This is a genomic window from Mixta tenebrionis (assembly GCF_006517625.1).
GTDB lineage: Bacteria > Pseudomonadota > Gammaproteobacteria > Enterobacterales > Enterobacteriaceae > Mixta > Mixta tenebrionis.
Window position 1 is genome coordinate 1 of record NZ_VHQI01000055.1, and the last position, 528, is coordinate 528.

Consider the following 528-nt stretch of genomic DNA (forward strand, 5'->3'; position numbering starts at 1 on the left):
GTGGAGCCGGTGTATGTGATGACGGTCAGTGTCATTGAAACTAAACGGCAACAACGCCTGGATGAACTTGCCGAAGTATTTGATAAAAATAAACCAACTCAAACTTTAACTATTGAGGGAGAAACACTTAAACAAGAGCCAGAAAGCAATCGGTATGGGACAACTAAAATCTTTGACAGCACTCAACTAACAGATAAACAGATTTTTGATTATGCTCAAGAACTGGCAGGTAGTAAAAAATTAACCGAAGTTAACCCAGGAATTTACAAAGCAAAACTGAAAGATAGTACAATAATAACATTAAGAAATCGTTCATCATCTAATAAAAATGTCAGGTGGACAATAGATATAGACCATAGTAAACGTCTCGCTAAAGTAGCGAATAAATATGGTTTTCATGTAGAAATAAAATTAAAATGAGGTAAAAAATATGCTGACAGAGAAAGAATATGAAGAAATAACAGGCGCTGCTGAAACGCAAGATCTGAACGGCCTTTGGGCTTATAGCATACCCGATAATAAAACACC

1 protein-coding gene is annotated in these 528 nt (G+C 35.8%); it reads left to right on the top strand.

All coding sequences use genetic code 11. The features are described 5' to 3' along the window. Positions 1 to 420, top strand: a 420-nt coding sequence (locus FKM52_RS22060; RefSeq protein ID WP_246085576.1) for a hypothetical protein, incomplete at its 5' end; no start/stop codon positions are given. Positions 421 to 528 lie beyond the last annotated feature (108 nt).